This window comes from Pseudoalteromonas sp. AWH4_217, assembly GCF_056161105.1.
Genome location: NZ_JBSWYM010000032.1, coordinates 1 through 20,497, shown reverse-complemented (window position 1 = coordinate 20,497; position 20,497 = coordinate 1). Strand labels below are relative to the sequence as shown.

The 20,497-nt window shown below is 44.2% G+C and carries 19 protein-coding genes and 1 pseudogene; 7 read left to right on the top strand and 13 right to left on the bottom strand.

From position 1 onward, the window contains the following. Window positions 1-210 precede the first annotated feature (210 nt). Entirely contained in the window at window positions 211-735 is a 525-nt protein-coding gene (locus ACXAH1_RS23395) for an Mpo1 family 2-hydroxy fatty acid dioxygenase (protein WP_475200026.1), read from the top strand. Window positions 736-752: 17 nt separating this feature from the next. On the opposite strand, the gene ACXAH1_RS23390 is transcribed toward ACXAH1_RS23395, so the two are convergent. After that, window positions 753-1,709, bottom strand: coding sequence for an FHA domain-containing protein (locus ACXAH1_RS23390; RefSeq protein ID WP_054013993.1), 957 nt, complete (start codon window positions 1,707-1,709; stop codon window positions 753-755). Between the two features lie 344 nt (window positions 1,710-2,053). Between ACXAH1_RS23390 and ACXAH1_RS23385 the strand changes: the two genes are divergently transcribed. Next, window positions 2,054-2,644, top strand: coding sequence for a CBS domain-containing protein (locus ACXAH1_RS23385; protein WP_253044196.1), 591 nt, complete (start codon window positions 2,054-2,056; stop codon window positions 2,642-2,644). A gap of 1 nt (window position 2,645) precedes the next feature. Here the strand turns inward: ACXAH1_RS23385 and ACXAH1_RS23380 are convergent, their stop codons facing one another. The 3 genes from ACXAH1_RS23380 to ACXAH1_RS23370 form a co-directional block, all read right to left on the bottom strand. Further along, on the bottom strand, window positions 2,646-3,557 hold the full coding sequence (locus ACXAH1_RS23380; RefSeq protein ID WP_475200022.1) for a M14 family metallopeptidase: 912 nt from the start codon (window positions 3,555-3,557) through the stop codon (window positions 2,646-2,648). A 62-nt stretch (window positions 3,558-3,619) separates the two neighbouring features. Further along, window positions 3,620-4,030, bottom strand: a complete 411-nt coding sequence (locus ACXAH1_RS23375) for a hypothetical protein (RefSeq protein WP_475200020.1) — start codon at window positions 4,028-4,030, stop codon at window positions 3,620-3,622. Window positions 4,031-4,136: 106 nt separating this feature from the next. Next, window positions 4,137-4,997: a hypothetical protein gene (locus ACXAH1_RS23370; protein ID WP_475200018.1), complete on the bottom strand. Its 861-nt coding sequence runs from the start codon at window positions 4,995-4,997 to the stop codon at window positions 4,137-4,139. A 227-nt stretch (window positions 4,998-5,224) separates the two neighbouring features. Between ACXAH1_RS23370 and ACXAH1_RS23365 the strand changes: the two genes are divergently transcribed. Then, on the top strand, window positions 5,225-5,617 hold the full coding sequence (locus ACXAH1_RS23365; protein WP_138552807.1) for a hypothetical protein: 393 nt from the start codon (window positions 5,225-5,227) through the stop codon (window positions 5,615-5,617). 33 nt (window positions 5,618-5,650) lie between these two features. On the opposite strand, the gene ACXAH1_RS23360 is transcribed toward ACXAH1_RS23365, so the two are convergent. The 5 genes from ACXAH1_RS23360 to ACXAH1_RS23340 form a co-directional block, all read right to left on the bottom strand. After that, the gene (locus ACXAH1_RS23360) at window positions 5,651-6,589 is read right to left on the bottom strand and encodes a LysR family transcriptional regulator (protein ID WP_253044209.1); all 939 of its coding nucleotides are present in this window, start codon (window positions 6,587-6,589) and stop codon (window positions 5,651-5,653) included. A gap of 12 nt (window positions 6,590-6,601) precedes the next feature. Next, entirely contained in the window at window positions 6,602-8,326 is a 1,725-nt protein-coding gene (aceK, locus tag ACXAH1_RS23355) for a bifunctional isocitrate dehydrogenase kinase/phosphatase (protein WP_475200016.1), read from the bottom strand. 99 nt (window positions 8,327-8,425) lie between these two features. Further along, window positions 8,426-8,800, bottom strand: coding sequence for a DUF4124 domain-containing protein (locus tag ACXAH1_RS23350; RefSeq protein WP_475200014.1), 375 nt, complete (start codon window positions 8,798-8,800; stop codon window positions 8,426-8,428). 180 nt (window positions 8,801-8,980) lie between these two features. Further along, window positions 8,981-10,477, bottom strand: a complete 1,497-nt coding sequence (locus ACXAH1_RS23345) for a DUF3413 domain-containing protein (protein ID WP_475200013.1) — start codon at window positions 10,475-10,477, stop codon at window positions 8,981-8,983. Window positions 10,478-10,481: 4 nt separating this feature from the next. Then, on the bottom strand, window positions 10,482-10,694 hold the full coding sequence (locus tag ACXAH1_RS23340; protein ID WP_054013983.1) for a YejL family protein: 213 nt from the start codon (window positions 10,692-10,694) through the stop codon (window positions 10,482-10,484). Between the two features lie 66 nt (window positions 10,695-10,760). Here ACXAH1_RS23340 and yejK point away from each other — a divergent pair, with 66 nt between their 5' ends. Both yejK and ACXAH1_RS23330 read left to right on the top strand, forming a co-directional pair. Further along, window positions 10,761-11,777 (top strand): nucleoid-associated protein YejK, encoded by a 1,017-nt coding sequence (gene yejK / locus ACXAH1_RS23335; protein ID WP_475200011.1) that lies wholly within the window; start codon window positions 10,761-10,763, stop codon window positions 11,775-11,777. Between the two features lie 449 nt (window positions 11,778-12,226). Beyond that, a complete protein-coding gene (locus tag ACXAH1_RS23330) occupies window positions 12,227-14,029 on the top strand; it encodes a HEAT repeat domain-containing protein (protein WP_475200010.1) in 1,803 nt (600 codons plus the stop codon). A gap of 127 nt (window positions 14,030-14,156) precedes the next feature. Here ACXAH1_RS23330 and ACXAH1_RS23325 read toward each other — a convergent pair whose 3' ends face one another. Genes ACXAH1_RS23325 through ACXAH1_RS23315 form a run of 3 tightly spaced genes read right to left on the bottom strand, consistent with a single transcriptional unit; the run spans window position 14,157 to window position 17,471 of the window. Beyond that, window positions 14,157-15,152: a hypothetical protein gene (locus tag ACXAH1_RS23325; protein ID WP_475200008.1), complete on the bottom strand. Its 996-nt coding sequence runs from the start codon at window positions 15,150-15,152 to the stop codon at window positions 14,157-14,159. Continuing rightward, on the bottom strand, window positions 15,142-15,756 hold the full coding sequence (locus tag ACXAH1_RS23320) for a penicillin-binding protein activator LpoB (RefSeq protein WP_253044233.1): 615 nt from the start codon (window positions 15,754-15,756) through the stop codon (window positions 15,142-15,144). Before ACXAH1_RS23320 ends, ACXAH1_RS23325 begins: the two co-directional genes overlap by 11 nt. A gap of 5 nt (window positions 15,757-15,761) precedes the next feature. Then, window positions 15,762-17,471, bottom strand: a complete 1,710-nt coding sequence (locus tag ACXAH1_RS23315) for a COG3014 family protein (protein ID WP_475200005.1) — start codon at window positions 17,469-17,471, stop codon at window positions 15,762-15,764. Window positions 17,472-17,674: 203 nt separating this feature from the next. On the opposite strand from ACXAH1_RS23315, the gene ACXAH1_RS23310 reads away from it, so the two are divergent. Together ACXAH1_RS23310 and ACXAH1_RS23305 are read left to right on the top strand one after the other, a co-directional pair. Next, window positions 17,675-18,253 (top strand): LPP20 family lipoprotein, encoded by a 579-nt coding sequence (locus tag ACXAH1_RS23310; RefSeq protein WP_253044238.1) that lies wholly within the window; start codon window positions 17,675-17,677, stop codon window positions 18,251-18,253. A gap of 45 nt (window positions 18,254-18,298) precedes the next feature. Beyond that, window positions 18,299-19,612, top strand: coding sequence for a transglycosylase SLT domain-containing protein (locus ACXAH1_RS23305; protein WP_475200003.1), 1,314 nt, complete (start codon window positions 18,299-18,301; stop codon window positions 19,610-19,612). Window positions 19,613-20,064: 452 nt separating this feature from the next. On the opposite strand, the pseudogene ACXAH1_RS23300 reads toward ACXAH1_RS23305, so the two are convergent. Then, window positions 20,065-20,497: pseudogene (locus tag ACXAH1_RS23300) on the bottom strand (ribonuclease E); the annotation flags it as partial.

The following is a 20,497-nucleotide window of genomic DNA, read 5'->3' as shown; positions in this document are numbered from 1 at the left end:
GTTTATCTGATTGGTCTACAGTAGTTAATAACGGAGATGACAAACCGTGTTCATCACCGTTGATAACCCAGTGATTTATGCCGCCAGCAGCCTGGCGGCATTTTTATTTCTGGTAACTGTAAGACATGGACAGTCTAATATTGGGACAGTGTTGACTTTTTCAGCGGATTACGGCTTTATAAAATAAAGTAATTACTCAAAAGAATAAGAATGATGAAATCACTTGAACAACACCTGATCAACTACGCGCTTTATCACAGAGATAAGCGTAATATTGCAACGCACTTTATCGGTGTACCCCTGATTGTGTTTGCGGTCGTCTGGATGACATTTTTACCCTTGGGACTGTTCGGACAGACCCAGGTAACCTTGTCCGCCTGTTTGATTCTACTCGTTAGCATTTACTATTTATATCTGTCACCCACACTCGGCAGCTGGATGATAGGGTTTTTGTTAGTTTGTCAGATTGCAGCCAATTATGCATTTGAGGTTGTGGCTCAGGCGGGCATTGACGTTGTCTGGTTCTATGTGATGGGACTCGCTCTGTTTGTCGTTGGTTGGGTTATCCAGTTTATCGGGCATTATTTTGAAGGAAAAAAACCTGCTTTTGCGGATGACCTGATGGGGTTGTTGATAGGCCCTTTGTTTGTGATGATGGAGTTATTAAATAAGGTGGGTTGCTTTAGGGCACTTGAGCAGCGCATAACCAGTGAGGCCGGTCCATACCGGCCTTAAGATACTATGCTTAGATACTAGATAGAAATCCGAGTTTCTAACTGGCAGCCCTTAACAATGGTAATATTCTGACAATTCAGGCGAATTTTACCATTGTTGGTTTCCAGCACATAAGCTAGTTCAGGTGCTCTGTCACCGCCGGCTTCGGTAAGCTGTTTACGAGCGCGATGTACCATAATATTCATATGATTGGTTTGTACTCCCAGAGCTTTGGCGAGATCTTCTCGGTAAAGCCACCCCTGGGACTCTGTGTCCATGCCATTTTGCTTATCATCAATACGTGTTCTGGCTAACAACAGCATCAGATAATGATGTGTACGACAACCAAGGTCAATTTCCTGACCCTCCAGCTCTAGTGTCAAATCGGTCTTTTCTTCATCCTGACTGACGCTGAAATTCAGGGCGATTGGTTTTACTACAGGCTGATTGTCGAGGTGCTTGGTCATTGTTGATGTGTTGGCGCAGTAGAAAAGCCACTGCTGGCCAAACAGAGAAACAACACCGCCATCGATAAGGGCTTGTCTATCTGAAGTATTGAGATCTTCAAGAAACCAGTAATTGAGTAACGCATCAAAATAGACAATATGACTGGCCTCTTCATCATTTGGGAGTAAGATCTGATTTTCCAGCTCGATAACCTGATTTGGGTTGCTCTGTGAAACCAGGTACTGACAATTGGCATTTAAGTTAGCTACAACATAAGAGTTTTGGCCCGGGGCTGCAAAGTCTATTTTATCGTGCTCCGAGAGCTGATAAGGAAGGTTCTTATCGATCTTCTTATCGTTTATCCAGATGCCATTCGTACTAACATCACGGATTAACCAAGTGTCATTGGCGTGCTCTATAATGGCATGGTGCCTTGAAATACCGGGCTTATCGACGAACGTATCTACATTAAACTTGTAACGCCCAAAAGTGTGGTAACTTTTCAGGTAAATTTTTTCTAGTTTCTGTTCATCGATTAAATAAGCCATAAATTTTTCCTAACTTTCCGTATAAGTGACGCACACGAATTTGATTTTCGGTGGAGATTCTACCTTGTTGAAGGGACTATTTCCTTAGTTACCTTCAGTTTATAAAAAGGACCCGCCGAAGCGGGTACTGTTATTTCAGGAAATATTCACAATAATAAGGCCTGACTAATCAGGTCATTATTTGTGTCCGGGCAAAGACAATTGCGAACCCTAACATTGTAAACAGTTCGCTGTGATCTTGCCATTACAGAGGATTACACCGAGTGAGCTGTTGTCTTGCATAAAATGCAACTATGTTCCATATTTTCCTTATAGTGCGGTCACAGTTCGGCAGCGGAGGACATATGAGTGAGTACAAATCGCTACAAACCCTAAAGTTAGAAGGGGTCTATCAGTTTTGTGATTACTATGATGCAGAAGCGCTGAGTTTGTCGAGCCCTGCAACTAAGGTGATAACTGACTTTGCAAGACGCCAACCACAGATGATCCAGAAGGATGTTGATATAGACCATGCGGTATATATGATGCTGAACGGCCACGTAAGGTCTAAGCTGGTCGTGGATCACGATGATACGTTTCTGGGGGTAGTCAATTCAAAGGATTTGTCGGGTCGTCGGGTGTTATCAATTGCACAAAAACGACAAGTGGCGCGCAGTGATCTAACCGTCGAAGATGTCATGACGAAAAAGCAGGACTTACATGCAATGCGCTTTTCGACCGTTGCAAACGCTAAGATAGGTGATGTGTTACAGACGCTCAGGGAGCTTGGCCAGCAACATGTTTTGTTAATGGACGAAAAAGGCGGTTTAAGAGGCATGATTTCTTCGTCTGATATCGCACGGGCTTTGCATGTGCCCGTAAATATTTTTCAAAAAGCCCATTCATTTAGAGACATTTTCGAGATTATTCACGAGCACGGAGAGTTAATGGCGTGATTTACATAACACTGTTGAGGTAACTGATTGCGCCCTCAATCGATGCGACCTGGCCGTCAACACAGTTTTGCGGTGTTGTATTCGGGCTGTCTGGGTAAACTTCAGTGGTTGTAACGTAGGGGGCACTTGTCATTCCCATACACAGTCCTAACTTGGTGGCGTCGTAATTAATGACACCAAACTGTTCTACAGGGACGCCAATCAGGGCATTATTTTCATCCGCTTCAGCAATGTGTGTGACTTTTTTCACTGTGTTGATGATGTGTCGCTGAAACTCTGCCTCAGGCTTTTGGCTGTGCCCAACCAGATAAAACCCATCCGGAATATTCCAGTTATGGTTGACTTTGCCGTCTCGAGCGGCCAGTGCCGGGCGGAATTCACTGTTGTCGGTATCGGTAGTCTCATGTAAGTCGATATGAAGGATAATTTGTTCCTGGAAACCATTTACATAATCCATCGCGAGTCCGGACTCTTCAGCCGGACTCTGTGAATGGAAAGAGCGGTTGGGGTCGACAGCCAGTGGATTCCAGCGGTTAATCGTTTCATAGCCCCATGGACTAATGCACGGTAGCACAACAAGATTAAATTTCCCCTGATAAGTGTGGGCATGCTTTTTGGCAAATGCCAGCGCGCCTAAAACACCGCTGGTTTCGTAACCGTGCACACCACCAGTTACGAGCACAATTGGCAATTCTGCACACCATGGTGCAGATTTCAGAGCATACACAGGATAGTGGTTTTCATACTTTAGTACACCATACTGCTCAACCTGAAAGCGTGTATTAAGTGCAGTGATGCCGGGCACAATATCTTCAAAATAATCACGTTTTTTGGTTTGCTGTAGTAACCATTGTTGCTTCTCTTCCTGGTCCCACGGCTTACCGGCTTGTCCGATTGAATACTGTTCTGTCATAACATGTCTCTTTTTCACTGATATTTGCATGCTAATCAGAATAGGTACCCGGAGCAAGTTATCTACGCCAGGTAACCCATATTTTTAAGACGCTGTTGCTGTTCTTTACGTACTCTAAAAGCCAATAGCTTAATGACACCAGTGTGAGTTTTGACCTGAGTAATGGTCAGACCCGCGTAATTAACGAACTCGATAGACTGAATGTTTTCAGCGGGCACGTAATGTCGACGACCTGTCAGGCTAAAAAATGACAGTCCCTGATTGCACAATGTCACACGTTTATGACCTGCCAGGCTCATCAAAAAGTGGATGGCAAATGCAATGGTTACTACACAGGCTAGGGTGATTTGCAGGCTAGCCAGAAAAGACAGGTTGAGTTCGGTGAAAAGTTCAGCCAGTGCCAGCAGTGCAATAACGAAAGCGCCGACGACGCTGTAAAAAGTAGTGTTCACTTCCAGTTTTAGTTCATTCATTATTTGTTCCTAATATGACAAATTCCCGAGAGGCTGGAAATTTAGGAGAAGAAAATGGAAGAATTATGAATACCTAAAATTAAAACTGATAATTGCGATTTTAGGGTTAAAGAGTGTGCCACTCATCAACCAAAGGGTTGATGAATCCGCACTGGCGATAAGCTCGGTAGATAAAGTTATTGGCTTTTAACTTTGTTAGGCCTAGTTTTAGCGCATCAAATGTCTCTGTGGCGAGTGGGTGGTGCCTGGAAACGACAAAATGGCGGCTATCCTGAAGCGCTACCTTTACTCCCTCAATCGCTTCTATCCGGTAACCCGCCCCTTCGTAGAAAAACGGGCGAGTATTGTTGAAGGAGACCAGCATGACATCAACCCAGCCATTACTGACCAACTTTGCCATTGTGATCCAGTCGTCTTCATGATGAAGCTGCTTAGGGGAGAGAGCTTTGAGTGTGAGCCAGTCAACTAACCAGGCCTTGCTACTTACCACACTCACATTACTGAGATCTTTGGTAATTTTATTGTGCAAACGTGCTTTGTTGGTGTGTGATGTGTAGATCCCTGCAAAGTACTTTCCTTTATCGATGATAGGCTCTGAGATATAAACATCATTGTCAATCAACTTGGCCTGAGTGAGCCAGATTGTATCAAAACTCATCAGCAGTAAGCCTGATTCTAGTAACTTCAGATTCCTTGCATCGTAATTGCCCAGTGTATAGCTAAAAGTGTGCTTAAACCCTCCTTCATGCAGCGCACGTTGTGCGATGAGAAACTCAACAACATCACGTTGGCATTTCGGATGGTTAAATATTTCAGCAGGGAAATTGGAAATGGATTGCTCCGCCAGAATTTCCTTCGCATACTGATAAATATCTTCCTCTATAGAAATTGAGATACGAGCGTGAGCAGGTAGCGATAAGCTGAAAATAAGTAATACTTTCAAAAATAAGAGCTTCAATAAAGGCATAGCGACTCCCGTGTTTTCTAAGAAAGTCTAGCTCAGAGGGTGTGAGTTGACGATTTTTAAAGTGACAACCTGGCATTTGTAGAATATGTTTGAATGCTAGGTTTGATTATATGTCAGACATTGGCACGCAGGCGTCAGGCAGAGGAAATTAAGATTTCAGCGACCCTGTCAAGACAATCACTGCTGTCACTGGTAAGGGTCATCTCAATTACAAGGAACTAATTAATATGAAATTTGAACAACTATTGAACCACTTCGATATGGGGATATGTGTGGAGCAATTGCAAAAAGAGTCCTTGTTGGATATTGCTCTGCTGTTTGTCAGTATTGATGGAAAAATTGAAACTGAGGAAATGAATATTGTCCGGGATTGGGCTAAAACTTTGCACTGGAATTCAGCTATCTCGTTACAGGATTATATGGATGATGCATTGGGTAAGTGTCTGGTAGCCATTAAGCAGGAACAGACTGAAAGCTATATTCAGCACAGATTAAGCCACATTGTAGACAAACCCATGCGCGAATTAGCCGTATCAATCGCTCATAAAATCAGTGAAGCAAATGGTGAAGTGTGTGACAGTGAGAAACGTGCGCTGGCTATGCTAGAGAATGAGATATAGGGGATACCCCTATATCAGTTGTTGAGCTGAGGGCTATTTGAGCGCCTCTGCGACTTCTGCTATTTTTTGTCTTAACCAGATGTGGCTGGCGTCTCGGTGCAAGAGCGGGCTCCAGATCATGTCTAGTTCAAATGGCGGAATAGGGAAAGGGGGCTCAAGGATTGCCAGGTTAGGATCGTCCCGGTAGATATTGGCAGCTTTTGATGGCAAGGTGGCGATTAAGTTTTGCTCTTTTGCCAGGTGGATTGCAACGTGGTAATTGCGTGTAAACGTTGCGATGTTACGGTGCTTCCCAAAGTGAGCCAGAGCCTCATCTACCCAGCCCAGTTTCTGAACGTCAGCCGGATCCATACCCACGCCAACGCCAAAGCCGGTCTTACTAACCCATATGTGTCGTGCCTTTAAGTAGGCATCTAAGTTAAAGCCTGTCCTTATTGGGTTGTCTGATTTGATCAAGCAACAAAAACTATCTTTCCAAATTCGTTTGTGATGGAAAGACTGAGGCAAGTTTTCAAACCTGTTTATGGCCATATCTACCTTACCATTCTCGACGTCATGGAATGTAACATCACTGGGTGTGAGAATGTCGAGTGTGGTATCTGGTGCTTCCATATGCAGTTTATTCAGTAACTTAGGCGCGAGTGTGCTGGCAGCGTAATCACTGGCCATAATCCGAAAGACCCGCTTACTTTGCCCTGGTTCAAACTCTCGATTTGGTGCCAGTGTCTCTTCTAATGTCATTAAAATACCACGGATAACGGGCTGGAGCTCCAGTGCGCGTTCTGTGGGTACCATGCCTTCACTCGTCCGAACCAGAATGGGATCGTTAAACAAATTTCTTAGCCGCTTCAGCCCATTGCTCATTGCAGGTTGAGTTATGCTTAACTGGTTTGCTGCCCGAGTTACATTACATTCTCGTAGTAACGTATCCAGATAAACCAATAGGTTCAGGTCAATTTTACTTATATTCACGGTGTTCCTTTATTATTCTATATGCTGGTAGAAACGTTGTTTGGCCGGGTAGGGGTATATCTGTTTCACAACATGTGTTTTTACGTCCCGCTGAGCTTGCTGCCAATACTCCACCTTAAGCAATGATTCATGGGCATGCTCAAACACCGCTCTGAGTTTAGAGTCTGTCAGTACAAATGTACACAATTGTTCAGGAAATACATCATTTGGCGCAGCAGAGGGCTCTGCTATGCCACTATATATGTCTTCCAGGGACGGCTTAGGCATGGGCCTGAAGTTCATATCCGTCAGATACTGTACTTCATCGTAATCATAAAATATCACTCTGTGATGTTTGGTCACGCCAAAGTTTTTCAGTAACATATCTCCTGGGAATATATTAACGCTGAGCATTTCCTTGATAGCATGACCATAGTCTTCGATCACTTGTTTGGCTGTTTGTTCATCGGCAGTCTGCAAAAAAAGGTTCAGTGGTGTCATACGTCGCTCAATGTACAAGTGCTTAATGACGACATAATCTCCCTCATCTCGCAAGTTATTGGCGATTGTTGCCTTGAGTTGAGCCAGTAACTCCAAAGAAAACTTGCTTTTGGGGAGCACCACCTCTGAGTATTCAATGGTATCGGCCATACGACCCACACGGTCATGACTTTTTACCAGTTGGTAGCGTGCCAGTACAGTATCCCTGCCGAAGGGTTTACTCTCAGCAAAAACATCTTTAATCACTTTAAAGACAAAAGGAAAGTTGGGAAGGGTAAATACCATCATTACCATACCAGGCGTACCCGGCGCCACGGTAAAGATATCCTCGCTGTGATGCAGGTGAAATAGAAAGTCGCGATAGAATTCGGTTTTGCCCTGTTTGTGAAACCCGATGGCATTGTAAAGCTCAGCGGTTGTTTTATTTGGCATTAGCTGCTGTAAAAATCCCACCATTGCAGAAGGCGCTTGGGTTTCAACCAGGAAATAAGCACGTGCGAAGCCAAAAATGACGCGCATTTGTGCACTTTTGGTTAGTAGCGCATCGATATAGATGCCACCCAGGGGATGATGTAATAGTGCAATGATGAACGGCTGAACACCTGACTTTGAGACAACCCGACCAACAATATAAGCGCCTTTGTTACGATAAAAAGGTGCTGTGAGAATATCAAAGCGCAGTCCATGATGACTGTGGTGGGTACTCGGTGCTTGTTTGATGAAGGCTTTAACCAGCAGTCTAATATCTTGTTCCAAATCGCGAAAACCACATTGTAAATCCATATGTGAAATCATGTTACGGATTGTGGGTTTGAGCCCTGAAACCACAGGAAAATAGCTTCGGAATTCGGCTTCAATGGGTAAGGTTGTGGGCTTTTCAAGCGTGGTTGCGACAAAAATAAAGTCGTTTTTATAGTATCGTCGATGAAACAATCTACAAAACACGGAGTTATAGAATGTTTCGGCTAGTTCTGCCTGAGGGTGAAAGGAAAGTAACGCTGCGTAGTATTGTTTAATCTGATGCCAGAGTGACTCGTCAGGGGGAGCGAGTGTGACTTGGTTTTTCAGTGCTTCAACGGTGTCGTTGACTCGGGTATCGTATAAACTGATCCGCTGTTTACTGATTTGTTCAATTTCCCCCCACCTTTGTTGTGCAAATGCAATGGGAGCTCGCGCCGTGATTTTTTGAAATAGCGCAAAATGGGCATGGAACCCTGACAGTATGTATTCTGCGATTGTTTGAACTTGGCAACTCATCGGACCTCCTGATCTGCGAGTTACTTTAGCGCACAAATGTTTGCCTCTCAAGTCCGAATGTCGGTGGTAGTAGTTTACCCGAGCTTATAATATAAAGGGTTATTCTAAATGTTTAAGGCGCTTTTCCAGTCGTGCAATCTCTTTATTTAGAATTTTAACTTCTTTGAGATACGCAGTATTTATAGACTTTATATTACGCTTTACATCTTTGAGTGTTTTGGCGCGTTCACTTTTTTCCATCATGCGCGAAATGCGTCGCTGCTCGTCCCGGGTTGCTTCATCTCTTTTTCTTCCTAACACTGCGGCTTGTTGCTTTTTTGCCCTTAGTGTTTTCTTTAATCTGAGAACAAGCTGTTGGCGCTCAATATTATTGAGTGTCTTTGTGTATTGGCCATCAGGGGCGGGAGCTTTAGGATTAGAGTGGCTTACAGTATGTTGTGTCGCGTTGGCTGCACACGGATGCTGACTGTACACAGTCGTTTCCCCTGTGACACATTTATAGTAGCTGAACGTTGTTTTTGCAGAGCTTATCATTGGCAATAATAGCCAAGGCAAGATTATCAGTATCCTCATAGCGAAAGCTTCCCTGAAACCTGTGTTTATTTCAAGATAGTAAAATTGCTCAATATCGCAAGTGTTCTAATTGACGCCGCGTTAGTTTCCTGCCGGCGTCTGGTTGAACTGTTTAAGCCGCTTAATACTCTGAATTAAAAAGGGGACGTCTAGCTTTTGATCTAAAGTGAACCCTTCTTTGGCAGATATCTGCTTGTAGCTGCCATCCTGAGCGATGAGGGTGATGCGGTCCTTCTTGTAGGCAATGAGCACGCCGCGAGAGTAGTTTACACCTTCATTCAGGGTATCTGTAGCAACATTATTGCCTAACATACTGGCTGCTGCGAGTGCGCCACATCGAAAGTGTTCTGCGACTAATGTGGTCATCACGTCACTCACTTGAATCAACTCTGAGTGTCCGAAAAAAGCGGGTATATTGGTAATAAACCGTGTTGTTGTAACAATATCAGAGCTAACAGGCTCGACAATGACTATTGTGGCAGGTGCATCTTCTGGCAATGTAAAGCCTTCACCTGCGTAAGACACGGCAATGTTTGCATCAGCAACCATATCAATATAATCGAATTGGGATATTCCCGTCACAGACAAGGTGAGGCGCGAAGACCAGGCCGGAGACAGCTGGTTAGTCACAAGCGGCTTTTTATAGTATGCGGGTAGACCATAGATTAAGTTGAATCTGAAATCGTCAATGTTTGTAGGCGCGAGTAATTGATCTGAATGGTACCAGGCTGGATGCGCCAATAACTTTTCAGTGTGCACATTCAGTGCTTTCGCAATCACAAGGTTGACAGGCGTGCTTTGCGTAGGGCAAACATCCAATGTAGTTGGTGGATGATAAGTCACTTCATTGGGCCCGACATTGAGCGATCTGGCCTGCTTGTATTCTTGCATATCGAGTAACTCATGCCTTGCAAGCAGCGTCTTAGCCGTTGTTGGGTAGGATAATGGCAGTACATTGTCTTGCATTGTAATGTCAAAGTAACTATTCGCGTCCGCCCAGATGTGCATAATGTGGCTGGTTGCAAAGCAGGTTACCAAAATAGAGCTGGCTAACTTGGGGAAGGAGTAGCCTTTCAAACGTTCCAGATGACGCCAGGCATGATTGCCGACGATAAGCTCAAAACTCAGAATCGAGGCTATAATGGCCAGCACTATCAGGCTGTTGATGGCCGGAGAGCCACTGATGGTTTTCCAGATAAGTGAGAGTATCTCGGGTAGTGCTTGAAGGTTTAAGTGATAACCCAGCTGGAAATAGACAAATGCATCAATGCACAGGACCGAGATCCCGAGTGTTGCAATACAGGCTGCCATACCCCGAATGTGTCTTGGGTAAGGGAAAACCAGGCTGAGCGGGAATATGCTCAGCACAAAAACACAAAAGGTGATGAAACTGGTGTGGCTGAGCCAGGTGACCAACATATACAGCCAGCCCAGTGCCGTCGAAGGCGCTTTGTCTGCGGCCAGGTAGCTTAAGGTAATGAGTAAAACTAAACCAATGTTTGCAAAGGTAAACCAGTGCCCCCAGCTTAATAGCTGACTGGCCTTTGACGAAAAAGGGCTGTGCGAAGAAAGGTTCATTCAGTTACTTTACCGACTGGGTCAACGCCTTGGCAAAATTTTCAGCAACCGCCTGTCTTTTCTGTTCTGGCACATGCTCTTTAATGATGTGCGTGATAGAATTTCCTAAACACATTAAGCTTAAATCGACGGTTGCCTGATTCTCTGTCAGTACATTTAACAGTTGGTCGACAATTTGTTCTACTTGTTGGTTGGAATATTTTGACTGGATAGGCATCGGTTGGTTCAAATAAAAAGAGTTATAATTCTCTCTATTCTAACACCAGAGGCGTTAAAAACAAAGATGAGCATTGAGGTGAACAAGCTTGTTGTACACTATGTCGACAAGCAAGACGAAGAAACACAAATTCATTTGCGTGAAGATGAGATGCAGATCAGTGATCGCGTAGCAGTATTCATTGAGCAACTCCACCATGCATATAATGGCAAGCCTGGGAAAGGCTTTTGTGCTTTTGATCCTGATAAAGACAGCCGTGTTGCGTCGGCAATGCAAAGCTATCGCAATAACGAGCTGGCTTTTTGGCATTTGACGCAGCAAGCAACTGAAGTGTTGAAAGAAGAGTTGAACAAATATGCGTTCAATGAGACTGGCTATCTGGTGTTTTGTCACTATCAGTATGTTGCGAGCGATTACTTACTGATAGCGATGATCAATATCAAAGAGCATTACTCGATTACGTCTGAACTGGACCTGGCGGCATCGCGGCATTTAGATATTTCGCGTATGCAGCTGGCCGCACGTATAGACCTAACCGCCTGGGATACGCAAGCGGATGAAAATCGTTATATCTCGTTCATTAAAGGTCGTGCGGGCAGAAAAGTAGCAGATTTCTTTCTTGATTTTCTGGGCTGCGCTGAAGGTATTGACCCTAAACAGCAGTCGCAAACTATGCTACATGCGGTAGAAGATTACCTTGCTGAGCAACAATTTGGCAAAGAAGAGAAGGACGCGATCCGCAAAGAGGTGTTTGATTATTGTAATGACTGTATCAATAGTGGCGAAGATGCAGATGTCGAATCTTTGTCAGATACAGTGTCTAAGTCTTCGGATGTTCAGTTTGAAGACTTTTATAAGCAGCAGGGCTATGAACTGGAAGAGTCTTTTCCGCTAGATAAAAAAACCGTCACCACTATGGTTAAATTCTCCGGCCTGGGTGGTGGTGTGAGCGTCGGGTTTGAGCGCAAACATCTTGGCGAGCGAGTATTGTATGATCCGCAAAGTGATACTTTGACGATTAAAGGCGTGCCGCCGAACCTCAAAGATCAGCTGGAAAAGTTCTATCAGCAAGAAAGTGAGTAAACAGAGAAGGGCTAACTCGTGTTAGCCCTTTTTAACATGCAGTAAATAGAGATTGATATAATTATACCAATTCCACTGAATACTTCTTCAATTTGAAGGAGCAAATATGCCGCTAACGGTGTTATCGACGATATTTTCTTGCCTCAAAATAGAATACTTAATTAAGCAAATTGGTATTAAGGTGTCGCAGCTCATATCTTATCTTGCTGCTTAGATGGACAGGTTTAAACTTCACCTGACAGGCAATAAAAAGTGAAAAATAGCCGTCTACCAAAGGTTTATCATCAATAAACTGGTCCCATACGAACGATAAACAAAACTGGCTTCACATTTCAAATCATCTGAAAGCTATAAGTTGGCTCCGCTCTGAGTGGCATAGATTGAAGACAAATCAAATGATATTATTTTTTGGAAACAATCATTAACCAATGAATTAGGAAAATATTCAGATGAAATGGAGTTGGCTTGTAATCTTTTTGATGCTGAATGTGACAGTGAGCATTCATACTGCGTATGCAGAAGAATGTAATTCTGTAGATGAATGTATTGCACTGATACCAGAAACTCAAGAGAAGGCATGGGGATCCGGTACAGTCGATGATAGTGTAAGAGACAAGCTTAAATCTTTTGGCCGAGAAGCGTTATTACCGCTAGCTAAACTCACTGCTGAAGATGATCCTAATCGCCGTAAGGTTGCTGATAGTTTGATAGGGGATATCAAAGATTTAAATGCAAATGACTTTGCAGTTATTCGGCGTGTAATCCAGAACAATATTGAGCTTGATGGGAGTGGAGGTTGGTCATATGGGGCGCTTGGATATGTTAGAGGGGATGAAGCTGGCAGATATCTAGTTTCTGAATTAAAAAGAGTTCAAACTGCATCTAACCAAATCGGTACTGCCTTCAACAGGTTCGGGTTAGGCGGCATTCCATATTTAATTGAAGGCCTTCGTTGTTTTGATTCCTGCTCTGAAGAGGAGTTTAAAGGATTCAGAGAAGTCTTCTACAATTACCAACATTGGACAAAAATTTCAGACGATAAATCCGCCATGCAGTTATTTAGCCTGGCAACGAATGAAAAGGTAGACTTACATGCCAGGCGCACCGCACTATCAATCATTGGCTACATTACAGGAAACCCGCAAATAGCTAATCAGATACACCAATATGCTGAAAAGAATATTGAATTTTCTGACGCTGCTTTAATGTCTCTCCAGAACATGAAAAGCCCATTAGGGGCTAGATTATTGGTTAGAAAACTAAACCGAGAAAAAGCAGGACCTTCTGGTTTTGATCCGAACCTGATGGTTTTTAGAGATTTGTCTGAGATGGGACAAGCTGCTAATAGCGTTGGTGGTGATATAATGGCATATCTTAACTCTGAATCATGGGAAGATAGGATTCATTCATCAGTTACGTTGGGATATATCGGCTATCACCAGGCTATTCCAGAATTATTGCAACGTATATCCAATGAAGTGGACTGGCAGCAGGCTTATGCAGCGATTAAAGCGCTTCATTTATTGGCAGATCACGCCACAATTCCTTACATTAAGAGAGTAGCCAAAACACACTGGTACAAACCGCTAAGAGAGTACGCTCAAAAAACAGTTGCTTCAATGCAAGCCCACAAAGCGCTCGAATCTAAATATCATCCTGATAAATTTGCTTCTGAATTTCTAGACTATCAGCATTTGAGAGAAGAAAACCATACTTGCGATAAGACTGATTATGCAATGGTTTCTGAGCCTGTTGAAGTAAAGCAATACGGAGGACGAGAGAAAAAGTTAGAGTCCTTCCAATATAAAAATCCAATGTGTATCAGCAAAGCATATAGCGATTACTGCGCCTCTCCAATGAGTTTTGTAGTGCCTTCACTTGCCGTTAGATTTGGTGGAAAGTGGCTGACTGGTGACAAACGAGGTGAATGGGGCGGTGAGCTTGTAGTTTTTACTGACAATGAAACAACTGAGACTTTATTAAACGAGAACATTGAAGATATATATGTTCTGGGTGAATACGCTTATGTCATTACCGGACTAGCGCACATGCTCTTAAATAACGGCTTGATTTATAGACTTGAACATACTGATGCGGGCTACAACATAAAGCCTTTTTACCGATTGCCAGGGGCACCAAGTACATCGTGGAAGATTAATAAAGAGTCAGTGTTAATTAACACCGTTTCTGGTTCGGTTGTTTTTCATCCCAAAAAAGGCCTGAAAATGGCTAGCTGTGATAGTAGCAATTGAAAGGCAAGGCATTTCCAGCAGGAAAGAGCAGGAGAGTTGAGTGGCGGGTAATGGCACATACGAGACTGTCAGATTTGATTAAACTTTATTAGTCAAATCTGACAGATCAAGTTAAGACTTGTCCAACTTAGGATTTACCAGTGACAACAAACTGTGCCAGTTGAGTACCTAACTTGCCAGCTAGTTTGGTCATTGCATTGCTTTTGGCGGTCTCTTTATAGCTTGAAGCCGCTTTTACTTTAGTATTAAAGTGTGCCTGCTCTTCACCGTCTTCCAGCACTACCAGATAGCTCTCTGCTACGCTGTAGAAGGTGCCGGTTTTTTCCATATCTTGCCAGTCTACAGTAAATTTGAGAGCAAAGTCGGCATCACCTGTGGTCACTTTTATTCCCTGTGAACTCAGTGCTTTTGCCAAAATATCGCGAACCTTGCGATGTGCCTTGCTATCTCCCTCAATGCTAAAGCTGATGTCGTTAATGATTGCATCCGCCTCAGCTTGTTTGGCTCGAACCGCTTCAGGCAAAGCAAGAGGTGCGGCTTGGAGCTGCGTCAGGAAACGGTTTTGCTTGTTGCGCTTGACCAACAGCTCTTTAAGCGCGGCAGCCTGTTTCAGCTGTTGAGATTTACTTCCTGTGGCTGCCAACCTGAACTGTGCAATGTCTTCATCAAACGCACGAATCGTTAACTCTGTTTGCATAGCTGCTTCTGTGCGGTTAAAGGCGGCTAACGCAAAAACGGTTTGTCTATCTGCACTGACATATTCATCCTCAATTTTAACACCTTGCAAATGAATATCCGGCACCTTCGAATTGATCAGTTCATCCACATGAAACTGCATTGACTTCTCAGTTGCTGACTGCTCGATGCGCGTAGTGGCAGAAATTGTGACATTAAGCTGTTTTGCCAAAGCCAGTCGGGCTGCCTCCTGCGCCGCCAGTTTTGCCTGCTGCAAATCGCCCGTGTTTTGCGCGTTCCCGACACCGTAGAGCATATAGCTTGAGCTTGGCATGGAGGTGATCCATGCTGGCTTTGTGTCAACAGGGGGCTGGTTAGCATTATTTGCTCCACAGCCACTGATAATTGCTGTTGCTAGCAGGGTTGCGAGCAGTGGTTTAGAAGCCAAAGCGTGAGCGCTCCTGAAGCTTCTGAATTTTCTTCTGTCCATTCCATACCTCACGGTTTGTGGTCATATCGATCAATCTCAGGTCGACCTGATAGAAAGTCACGCGATCGCCGCCTTGCTGGTCGACAAAAGAGTTGATAGTGCCTGACAGAGCGTAATCTGCGCCTTGCTCCTGACCCATTTCATTTTGCGTCTCAAGGCTGGCATTGAGCTCCTGGTCTTTCCTTTCGTCTCGGATCTCCTGGCGAACATCTTTGTTTGCTACAAAGTCCGCCTGGCCGCTCCGTAAAATTGAACGTTTTAAATCATTTAAAAAGGTATCAACTGCAATATGCTGATGCGATTTATTGCGTACTGACTGAATTATAATAGCAGGACGAGCCCCTTCCTTTTGTAAGTGATCGTTAACCCATGGAAAGCTCAACATATCGTTGATCATAGCTTCTGCAACCAATTGCGAGTCCTTGCCGTTCCACTTGTCAGAAAGGGCAACCTCTTGATTTGCATCTACTCTTTGTACTTTAGTTGAAGAGCAGCCAGTGATGGCTAAGCTACATGCAACAACCAAAGGAGCTAGCTTTAAAAGTGTGGTTTTACAGTTCATAACAATTATTCCATTGTAAACAGAGTTGATGGTGCCGCAGATTTAGCACTTTCAATGAAAGTGCGCGTATGCCACAGCGTCATATTTTCGTTGATTTCTATTGTGTCAGATTGCTCTATGATTTTGCCTGAACGCAGTTTAGTTTTGAGCGTAATATTCACCGTACCTTGTGAGACAGGAACTTGTGCCAGTTTGATGTGTGATGGAAGCGACTGCCATTGACGTAAATCAGCCCCTGCTGTAACAGCATTGACAACACTGGTTGCTAACTTGGCAAAGCCATCAAATGCCTGCAGACCGGTACTCTGAATTGCCTTATGCGCCGTCATGGCTTTAACAACCTCTCGAGTCAGTGCTATTTGCATCTCAGTGTTGGCATTTTTAAGTGCGCTTTGTAAGGTCAGCAGGCTTACAGAGTGATAGTTATCCAGCTCTGTTACTTTTTTGCCGCCAAGCCAAAGCTCGGTCTTCTCGATTTTTTGTTCAAATGGCTCCAAATATGTCACCGCAATGCGGCTGCCGTGTTCCAGTGCATCAATCAGTCCTGCAGTCTTGGCACTTTTCCAAAGAGAGTCACCCAAAGGCAAACGCTTAGTCAGCGCACCCATCGCAACATCACCCAGGTCACCGGTAGCATAATTTTGCATCATGTCGAACAAGCTGGTATCTGCATATAGCATCTGGAACCACCACATTTGAGCTCGTCGCTCAGCAGGCGTCCCCCAGAGTATTGGCGTCACGACCAGTGCCTTGGCATTGTGATCTGCTTTTAATAACAAATTAAACTCTTTGCGCTGTGGACCAATCCCAGCATTTTGCACCACTGTTAGAAGAGGGCCTGCGTGCTTTGTCTTGCTAATGCTATGTCCCCACTTCTCTTCAAGTGCGCTAAGTTCATTGCCATAACCACCTGCCTTGCGCATGACTCGAGCCAAATCAGAATAAGCTTGCTGTGTGACGGTACTGTTTAAGTCATACTGCTTAGCAAAACCTTGCTCAAAGGCTGTGGCAGCTCTTTGATACTGGATGCGGGCAGCATCTAACTCGTTACTGCTTTCATACAGAATACCACTGATGTAATGAGCAAATGCATCATCTTTATAGTCAATATTTTTTAGTAAGTCGTTCGGTGCCAGGAGCGGCTGCAAAATACGCATAACACTGTCGGTGAGCCCGTCACCGCTTGGCTTGCCATCATAACCACCCGTTTCGTCGGTTAATGTCGATAAATAGGTATCAAGCTGGCGCATTTCAACCAAAGCAGCATCCAAATAATATTGTCTCTGAGTTGGATGCTGGTTTGCCAGAGCGTTGTAGTTTAGCGCTTTAAATACATTGATCATCGGGCGATGGAATGCTTTGCCTGAAAACGTGGTGTAAGTTGGTCCGCTAAGTAGCGCCAAGGCTTGCTCTGACACGCTAACAGTATATTGTTCTTCGATGATTTCTTTGGCAGTGTCGAGGTTATCATTGCTCAACTCATACTGTTGCTCCAGGTGATACAATGTGCCTAATTCAAGATAGCGTAACAGCTTGTTTTTACCTGTTGCAGAGTAGGTCGTTTCAATTGTTGTTTTGGCTTGCTCATAGTGACCGTTTTGAGCGAGTAGTATTGCATTTTTGTTGGCGGGTGTTGAATTACATCCTGTCAGAACCACTATCAGGGTCACGGTTAACCAAGCTCGATAATGCAGAGTACGAAGAAGAGATAGCATTACGCTTCCTTTGCTTGTGATAAAGTTTACGGTGACTATACCAAATAAGTTGGATATATTTGCACTAACTTAAAGATTATTTTGCTTTTTTTGAAGCTGAATATTGTAAGAAATCGTTCTTACAATTTATTACTGTAAAGCAGTCAGGCTTTTGTTAAATTTAAATCATCGCTTAGGCAATCAATAGCTCGAAGGACAATATCATGAAGATCAAACCGCTTATTACTACTATGCTCGTTGCTGGGATGTTAACAGCCTGTAGCTCCACTGGAGAAAAAACAGCTTCTGAGTCGAAGATAAATATACCAGACTGGGTATTGAATCCAGCTGTTGAAAACGGCATCGCTGCTGCGGATTGCGTGAAGTTTTCTGGCAATATCTCTATTGACCAGAAAATGGCTGTTGCTAACGCAAGGCTTGCTTTAGCCCAGCAAATTGAGACACGCATCGAAGGATTAGATAAAACTTTCTCTAATCGTACTGATGCTAATGAAGAGACGACTGTTGGGGCAACCTTTAGCTCTGTGTCCAAACAACTGACTAAGCAGACTTTAAACGGTTCACGCGTTATTAAAGCTGATGTTGTGGAGATTGGCGGCAAAGATTATTTTTGTGCACTTACGACGTTATCGCCGGCGCTAACTAAAAGCCTGTTTAAAGACCTGATAAAAGAAAGCAAGCAACAGATTAATCCACAGGATGAACAATTCTTGTATCAAGAGTTCAAAGCATTTAAAGCCGAAAAAGACCTGGAAAAAGAAATCGCCAGATTGACAAACTAATAGCGAGCGCACCAACGGGTGCGCTGTTCATTGAAGGAGTGGGCTGTGAAAAACATACTTGCATTGACGATTGCATCTCAGTTTGCTGCCGCTGCTGCTCTCGCCAGTACATCTAGTTTATTTAATGAACTGGAAGCGGCAATGCAAACCTATGATAACAACGCCCAGGAGCAAACGGAATTTGAACGCTATAAAGCGCAGCATTTGCAAGAGTTTAATGACTACGTAGAAAAACATTTTGCAGAGTTTGATGCGTTTCGTGACATACTGATCCAGCAGTGGGGAGAGGCGAAAGTTTCAAACCAGAGCCAGTTTGTCAGCTACTCTGACGACAACCGGGAAAGGTTAGAAGTTGACTTTGAGAATGATGAAATTGTTCTCAGTGTGCGCCATCATGCCGGCACCCATGTATCAGAGCAAGAAATTTCGCAAGCCATAGAAAGGTTTCGCCAATCTGAAGGGGTGCTCTTCCAATCATTTCTCAGTGGTGAATCGTTAACCGATGGCGAGACTTACAGAGAGCAGGTTGCGATAGATAATGGACTACGTGTAAAGTCTATCATCGCCGCCAAAGCACAGATCAAGCAACAAACACAGGAACAGAAAAAGTTAGCGGAGCAACAGGCCGATGCAGCACTGGCATTGCAGTCTGAGCCGCAGTTGCTGGAAGCCGCAAATAATGAGTTGGCAACAAAGAAAGCTGAACTTGATGAACTTGCCACTAAGCGTATCAAAAATCTGACAAAATCTGTTAGACAGATCTCTAAGACTGAGCCGCAGCAAGTGACTCAGGTACGGATCAAAATGCCGAAAAATGGCCTGGCACAAAAACGTGCTTCAGAGTATCAAGGTCAAATTGCAAAGCAAAGCGAACGTTTTGAAATCGATACCAGCCTGGTGCTGGCTGTCATGCACACAGAAAGCCACTTTAATCCTCTGGCGAAATCGCATATTCCGGCATTTGGTCTAATGCAGATAGTACCAACCAGCGCCGGCGTAGACGTCAATCGCTACTTGTACAAACTGGATGAACCAATGAGCCCGCCTTATCTCTATGTGGTGGATAATAACATCGAAGCTGGAACGGCTTACTTACACCTTCTCAATGACCGTTATCTTAGCGCGATCAAGGACCCATTAAGCCGTAAGTATTGCATGATTGCAGCTTACAACACGGGGGCAGGCAATGTCGCCAGTGTATTTAATGCGGATGGCTCGCGCAATATTAAGCGGGCAGCGAGAGTTATTAACTCGCTGTCTCCCGAGCGTGTACTGGAAGCGTTGCAGCAGGGGTTACCTTACAATGAAACTCGTCGCTATCTGAAAAAAGTGTTGGCGACTGAAAAACTGTATATTTAACTCAAAAAACGAAGTACCAGAATTAATGACTCTGGTATTTTCTTTTCATCAAAGTGTAAATATCACTTATTTATCTATATGACCCCTTTGAATCTAGCTGTGTCAAGCTATTCCAATTGGTAAAATACTGCCACTTCTGATGTCAACTACGCCTCCTATCCGATGCAGTGACTATGGTGTTCAGATGTTGGTTTCTGAGTGAGTTGGCCTGTTCTTACTTGGATACAGCCTAAGCTCTTGGCTTTTTGTCGTTTAGTGCGGTTTGTCTTTATGTGTGCCGGATCTTCACGAGATATCTTAATTGAGGTGCCATAATTCGATTGTTCGGGCTTATAGTCTCGGCTGCTTGGCTTCATCGCGATTTAGAAATCACATATCTACTTGGCTGTTCAGATCTCAAGGCATTAAAAAGGGCCGCACAGGCGACCCTTTTTTATCGTGTAGCTTAGCGCTTATTCATAGCTGGCTGGTGATGCCATTGCTGAGCTTGCGCGTGCTGTAGGAGACTTAGAGCCAGAGCCCTGGCCGCTGTCACTTACCTTTTCGCGCATAGAGTCAGGCATGGCAGTTACTGAAATGGTGGTATCGGCACTATCATCAGCTGTCGCTTTTGTCATAGGTGCTTCGGCGACGTATTGATAACGAGAGCGGACTGATACTGTCTGCGCTGCAGCTTGTTCAGCAATCGGTGCTTCTTCAGCTTCAGCAGGGGCTTCAGTAGCAGGCGTTTCTTCAGCTTGCACCTCAACCGGGGCTTCAGCAGCAGGTGCTTCTTCAGCTTGCACCTCAACCGCGGCTTCAGTAGCAGGCGTTTCTTCAGCTTGCACCTCAACCGGGGCTTCAGCAGCAGGTGCTTCTTCAGCTTGCACCTCAACCGGGGCTTCA

Coding starts and splice junctions, on each gene's coding strand:
- ACXAH1_RS23395 (WP_475200026.1), top strand. CDS start 211: ATGATGAAATCACTTGAACAACACCTGATCAACTACGCGCTTTATCAC.
- ACXAH1_RS23390 (WP_054013993.1), bottom strand. CDS start 1,709: ATGGCTTATTTAATCGATGAACAGAAACTAGAAAAAATTTACCTGAAA.
- ACXAH1_RS23385 (WP_253044196.1), top strand. CDS start 2,054: ATGAGTGAGTACAAATCGCTACAAACCCTAAAGTTAGAAGGGGTCTAT.
- ACXAH1_RS23380 (WP_475200022.1), bottom strand. CDS start 3,557: ATGACAGAACAGTATTCAATCGGACAAGCCGGTAAGCCGTGGGACCAG.
- ACXAH1_RS23375 (WP_475200020.1), bottom strand. CDS start 4,030: ATGAATGAACTAAAACTGGAAGTGAACACTACTTTTTACAGCGTCGTC.
- ACXAH1_RS23370 (WP_475200018.1), bottom strand. CDS start 4,997: ATGCCTTTATTGAAGCTCTTATTTTTGAAAGTATTACTTATTTTCAGC.
- ACXAH1_RS23365 (WP_138552807.1), top strand. CDS start 5,225: ATGAAATTTGAACAACTATTGAACCACTTCGATATGGGGATATGTGTG.
- aceK (WP_475200016.1), bottom strand. CDS start 8,326: ATGAGTTGCCAAGTTCAAACAATCGCAGAATACATACTGTCAGGGTTC.
- ACXAH1_RS23345 (WP_475200013.1), bottom strand. CDS start 10,477: ATGAACCTTTCTTCGCACAGCCCTTTTTCGTCAAAGGCCAGTCAGCTA.
- ACXAH1_RS23340 (WP_054013983.1), bottom strand. CDS start 10,694: ATGCCTATCCAGTCAAAATATTCCAACCAACAAGTAGAACAAATTGTC.
- yejK (WP_475200011.1), top strand. CDS start 10,761: ATGAGCATTGAGGTGAACAAGCTTGTTGTACACTATGTCGACAAGCAA.
- ACXAH1_RS23330 (WP_475200010.1), top strand. CDS start 12,227: ATGAAATGGAGTTGGCTTGTAATCTTTTTGATGCTGAATGTGACAGTG.
- ACXAH1_RS23320 (WP_253044233.1), bottom strand. CDS start 15,756: ATGAACTGTAAAACCACACTTTTAAAGCTAGCTCCTTTGGTTGTTGCA.
- ACXAH1_RS23315 (WP_475200005.1), bottom strand. CDS start 17,471: ATGCTATCTCTTCTTCGTACTCTGCATTATCGAGCTTGGTTAACCGTG.
- ACXAH1_RS23310 (WP_253044238.1), top strand. CDS start 17,675: ATGAAGATCAAACCGCTTATTACTACTATGCTCGTTGCTGGGATGTTA.